Origin of the sequence: Streptomyces sp. NPDC057543 (assembly GCF_042801895.1) — a bacterium.
In the GTDB taxonomy this organism is placed as follows: Bacteria; Actinomycetota; Actinomycetes; order Streptomycetales; family Streptomycetaceae; genus Streptomyces.
In genome coordinates this window covers 1-4,088 of sequence record NZ_JBHVFF010000467.1, presented here as the reverse complement: position 1 = coordinate 4,088, position 4,088 = coordinate 1, and the positions used below count along the sequence as shown (strand labels likewise).

The 4,088-nt window shown below is 69.5% G+C and carries 5 protein-coding genes and 1 pseudogene; 1 reads left to right on the top strand and 5 read right to left on the bottom strand.

Annotated features, from left to right (window positions below):
* Window positions 1-164: 164 nt before the first annotated feature.
* The 4 genes from ACFU8Q_RS39845 to ACFU8Q_RS39830 all read right to left on the bottom strand — a co-directional run bounded on the left by ACFU8Q_RS39845 (window position 165) and on the right by ACFU8Q_RS39830 (window position 2,498).
* A complete protein-coding gene (locus ACFU8Q_RS39845; protein ID WP_384464636.1) occupies window positions 165-683 on the bottom strand; it encodes a SixA phosphatase family protein in 519 nt (172 codons plus the stop codon).
* A gap of 73 nt (window positions 684-756) precedes the next feature.
* Entirely contained in the window at window positions 757-963 is a 207-nt protein-coding gene (locus tag ACFU8Q_RS39840; RefSeq protein ID WP_384464633.1) for a hypothetical protein, read from the bottom strand.
* A gap of 191 nt (window positions 964-1,154) precedes the next feature.
* A complete protein-coding gene (locus ACFU8Q_RS39835; RefSeq protein ID WP_093895778.1) occupies window positions 1,155-1,265 on the bottom strand; it encodes an SGM_5486 family transporter-associated protein in 111 nt (36 codons plus the stop codon).
* Window positions 1,266-1,292: 27 nt separating this feature from the next.
* Complete coding sequence (locus ACFU8Q_RS39830; RefSeq protein WP_384464639.1) at window positions 1,293-2,498, bottom strand: CynX/NimT family MFS transporter; 1,206 nt, start codon at window positions 2,496-2,498, stop codon at window positions 1,293-1,295.
* A 285-nt stretch (window positions 2,499-2,783) separates the two neighbouring features.
* On the opposite strand from ACFU8Q_RS39830, the gene ACFU8Q_RS39825 reads away from it, so the two are divergent.
* Window positions 2,784-3,458 carry a FadR/GntR family transcriptional regulator gene (locus ACFU8Q_RS39825; RefSeq protein ID WP_384464630.1) on the top strand — a complete coding sequence of 225 codons (675 nt, stop codon included), beginning with the start codon at window positions 2,784-2,786 and terminating at the stop codon, window positions 3,456-3,458.
* A 169-nt stretch (window positions 3,459-3,627) separates the two neighbouring features.
* Here ACFU8Q_RS39825 and ACFU8Q_RS39820 read toward each other — a convergent pair.
* Window positions 3,628-3,996, bottom strand: a pseudogene (locus ACFU8Q_RS39820) (hypothetical protein); the annotation flags it as partial.
* Between the last annotated feature and the right edge of the window lie 92 nt (window positions 3,997-4,088).

Below are 4,088 nucleotides of genomic sequence, written 5' to 3'. Positions count from 1 at the left end.
CCGCCGCCCTGGCCTACTGAGGCTTACCCGCTAATCCGCGTCCCCGAATACCCGCGAACGTGCTGGCCCCCGGTGGTTTCCGCACCGGGGCCCTGTTCGTACGACGACGGGAGCTGTGCGACGGCGGGAACCCGTACGACAGCCGGAACCGTACGACGGCGGGATCAGTCGTTGGGGGTCCAGTACTCGACCAGCTTGCCCACGCCGTGCTCCACGCCCTTCCAGGAGCCGGAGAATTCCACGACGGCGAAGGCGGCGGTCGGGAAACCGCCGCGGTTCATCCGGGCCAGGGCGTCGCCGTCGGCCGATTCCGAGAGGGCGTCGGCGACCGCGTGCATCCCGGGGTTGTGGCCGATGACAAGAAGGTCGTGCACATCATCGGGGGTCTCGTTGATCAGGGCGATCAGTTCGCCGGGAGACGCCTCGTACAGTCGCTCCTCGTACACGGTCCTCGGACGGTGCGGCATCTCGTGCACCGCCAGCTTCCACGTCTCGCGCGTCCTGGCGGCGGTCGAACAGAGGGCGAGATCGAGGACGATCCCGGAGTCGACGAGTTTGCGGCCTGCGACGGGGGCGTCCTTGCGGCCGCGCTCCGTGAGCGGCCGCTCATGATCGGAGTCCTGCGACCATTCCGCCTTGGCATGCCTGAGAAGGACGATCCTGCGAGGTGTATCGACGCTCATACACCTCAGCTTCGCACGAAATGTGCCGCCCGGCGCAGGGTGTTGACGGCTTCCACGGGCTGCGCGGAAGCCGTCAGCCGGTGATCAGGGCCACGATTCGCTCAAGCAACCGGCTGAGCGCGGGGTCGGCCGTCGCTGCGTGTGCGTCGCCGGATCCCACGATCATCAGCAGGAGCGCGGCGAACGCGATCGCGGGCAGCGCGACGGCCCACCACGGCAGCCGGACCTCGACGCTGCCCGTGGCCGGGTGGGTGGACCGGGTGTGCGTACGGGCCGGCATGTCCGCCTCCGAGAGTCATCGGTTCCGATACTCAGAACCTACGGACTCGGGGGTGCCGGTCCCATCCGGTGACCCACCCACTTCACCCTGACCCTGTCCCCCTAGGGGACGGTGGTGCTAGCCCCACCACCGGCCGTCGTCGGCCACGGGGTTCAGGGGGTTCAGGCAGGTTCAGATGGATTCAGCCGGATTCAGGGGGATGCGATCGAGGCGATCACCGCGATGATCACGGTGACCAGCAGCATCGCCCCGAGCACGAGGAGAAGCTTCTTCTGACCGTTCTGGGGATTCGGATCGAGCACAGGAGACATGGGGCTCAGTCTCGCATCTCAGCATTCGTCCTCGATCGTCCGGTCCCGCCCGGCCAGCACCCCGACCACCATCTGCGGCACCATGAGGCCCGCCATCAGTGCGATCGGCAGCCCCCAGCCACCGCTGTGCTGGTGGAGCACGCCGATGAGCAGCGGGCCGGGGATCGAGATCAGATAGCCGGTGGACTGCGCGAACGCGGACAGCCTGACCACTCCGGCGCCACTGCGGGACCGCATGCCGATCATGGTCAGCGCGAGCGGGAAGGCGCAGTTCGAGATGCCGAGCAGCAGCGCCCAGGCCCACGCGCCGCCGGTCGGTGCGAGGTAGAGGCCGGCGTATCCGATGAGGCCGCAGGCGCCGAGGACGACGACGATCGGGCCCTGGTTCTTCATGCCGCCGGCGACCCGGGGGATGACGAACGCGAGCGGCACGCCCATCGCCATGGTCACGGCGAGCAGCACGCCCGCCGTACCGGCCGAGACCCCCGCGTCGCGGAAGATCTGCGGCATCCATCCCATGGTGATGTACGCGGCGGTGGCCTGCAGGCCGAAGAAGCAGGCGAGGCACCACGCGGTACGGCTGCGGGTGATCCTGAGCGCCGGGACGTCCTGGTGGCGGGCGGCGGGCTGCCCCGGGGCGCCGCGCCGGTCCCGTACCAGCGGGATCCAGGGCAGGATCGCGACAGCGGCGAGGACGGCCCAGATACCGAGGCCTGCCCTCCAGCTGCCGCCCAGCGCACTGGTCATGGGCACGGTCACGGCGGCGGCGAGCGAGGTGCCGAGGGCCAGGGCCATCGAGTAGAGCCCGGTCATGGAGCCGACGCGATCCGGGAACCAGCGCTTGACGATCACCGGCATCAGGACGTTGCTGACGGCGATGCCCATGAGAGCGAGGGCGCTCGCGGCGAGGAAGCCGACCGTGCCGCCGACGAGCGGCCGGATCACCAGACCGGCCGTGATGGCGATCATGCCGACGCAGACGATCGCGCCGGGGCCGAAGCGGCGGGCGAGGCGAGGCGCCATGACGCCGAAGACCGCGAAGCAGAGCGGCGGTACGGAGGTGAGGACACCAGCGACGCTGCCGCTCATGTGCAGCCCGTCCTGCACCTCCTCGAGGAGGGCGCCGAGGCTGGTGATGGCGGGACGGAGGTTGAGCGCGGCGAGGACGAGGCCGATGGCGACGAACCGGAGCAGCCACGGGGACGGCCCGGGGGCGGTCTGCATGGCCTGTGCGGTCTGCGGGGCCTCCGGGGCCGGGGATTTCGTCGGGATGTCCGCGGTGGTGGCGGGGCTCAGGGTCCGGGTCGGGGTCCGGGGCTGCGGCTGGGTCTCGTCGTCGGGCATGGAGTCATCATAGAATCATGGGATGATTGATTGTCCAATCGTGCGCATACTCCGCTGAGACCATCACCCGCAGCAGAGCCACCCCGTACCCCTCTCCCCTCTCATCACCGCAGCAACCCGTCACCGAAGCAACCCGTCACCGAAGCAACCCGAGCAAGGAGCATCATGGCGCTGACGTCTCCGCGGCGTTCGGCACTCGCCGATCAGGTGATTGCCCAGCTGAGGAACCAGATCACCTCGGGCGAGTGGCCCGTGGGTTCACGGATTCCCACCGAGCCCGAACTGGTGGAACAGCTGGGCGTGGCCCGTAACACCGTCCGCGAGGCCGTGCGCGCGCTCGCGCACAACGGCCTGCTCGACATCCGGCAGGGCTCGGGCACCTATGTCGTCGCCACCAGCGAACTGGCCGGGGTGATGCACCGCCGCTTCGCCACCGCCGATCCGCGCCATGTCGCCGAGCTGCGTTCCACCCTGGAGTCGTCGGCGGCACGACTGGCGGCCGCCCGGCGCACCGAGCGGGATCTGAAGCAGTTGGACGCGCTCATGGCGCGGCGGGAGGAGACCTGGGCCGCGGGTGACGCCGAGGCGTTCGTCGCGGCGGATGCGACGCTGCATCTGGCCGTGGTCGCGGCCTCGCACAATGACGTGCTGACCGGCCTCTACGCCGACCTGGGCGATCTGCTGCGCGACTATCTCAGGGTCGATGTCGGCCATGAGCTGGGGCCGGAGAGCCTCATGGACCACGGCCGGCTGGTCGAGGCGATCCGGGCGGGGGACGCGGAGACGGCGGCGGCCGAGGCCGCGAGTCATGCGCTGAGCTGTCTGGTGGACCGGGTGTGAGGAGGCGGGCGTGTCCGGCGGACCGGGTGCGAGGGCGGAGTCACCTCAGGTCGACCGGGGTCGCGTCGCGTTCAGCGGAGTCACTTCGGGACGACCGGGTCGCGTCGCGTCGAGCGGAGTCACTTCGCGTCGACCGGGTTCGCGTCGCGCTTCGAATGGAACTCTGCACCCGGTGTGTGACCCAGACCGAGTCGACTTCCTTCCAGCAGCGGTCGTCGAGCCGCACGGTCTGCCCCGGTCCCACGTCGACCGGGGTGGCATCTGCGTCTATGTCCCACCAGCGGCGGCATTCGGTGTGCAGCTGCACGCGGTCGGTGGAGGGGTACGGGTTGTGGCAGTAGGCGACGACCCGGGATCCCAGGATCGACGTACGGCACTCGGATCCGGCGGGCTCCGGGTTGGGAGCGTCGGGAGCGGATGCCCCGGTTCCACCCCGTCCCGCCATGGATATGGCGGATATGCCCAGGTGGGCTATCAGTCCGGCGATGACCATGGAGGCCGCCGGCAGAGCCCAGGTTCGGCGACGTGTGGAGCGCACAGCGACCTCCTCCCCGCAGCCTGAACATAAGTCCGGTTCCATCACATTCTGCGGTGGATCGACCATCTTTTCGACTTGAGCAGGTCAGGGCC

Excerpts from the sequence above, each read along its gene's own strand:
- ACFU8Q_RS39840 (WP_384464633.1), bottom strand. The coding sequence starts at position 963 with ATGCCGGCCCGTACGCACACCCGGTCCACCCACCCGGCCACGGGCAGC.
- ACFU8Q_RS39825 (WP_384464630.1), top strand. The coding sequence starts at position 2,784 with ATGGCGCTGACGTCTCCGCGGCGTTCGGCACTCGCCGATCAGGTGATT.
- ACFU8Q_RS39830 (WP_384464639.1), bottom strand. The coding sequence starts at position 2,498 with ATGCAGACCGCCCCCGGGCCGTCCCCGTGGCTGCTCCGGTTCGTCGCC.
- ACFU8Q_RS39845 (WP_384464636.1), bottom strand. The coding sequence starts at position 683 with ATGAGCGTCGATACACCTCGCAGGATCGTCCTTCTCAGGCATGCCAAG.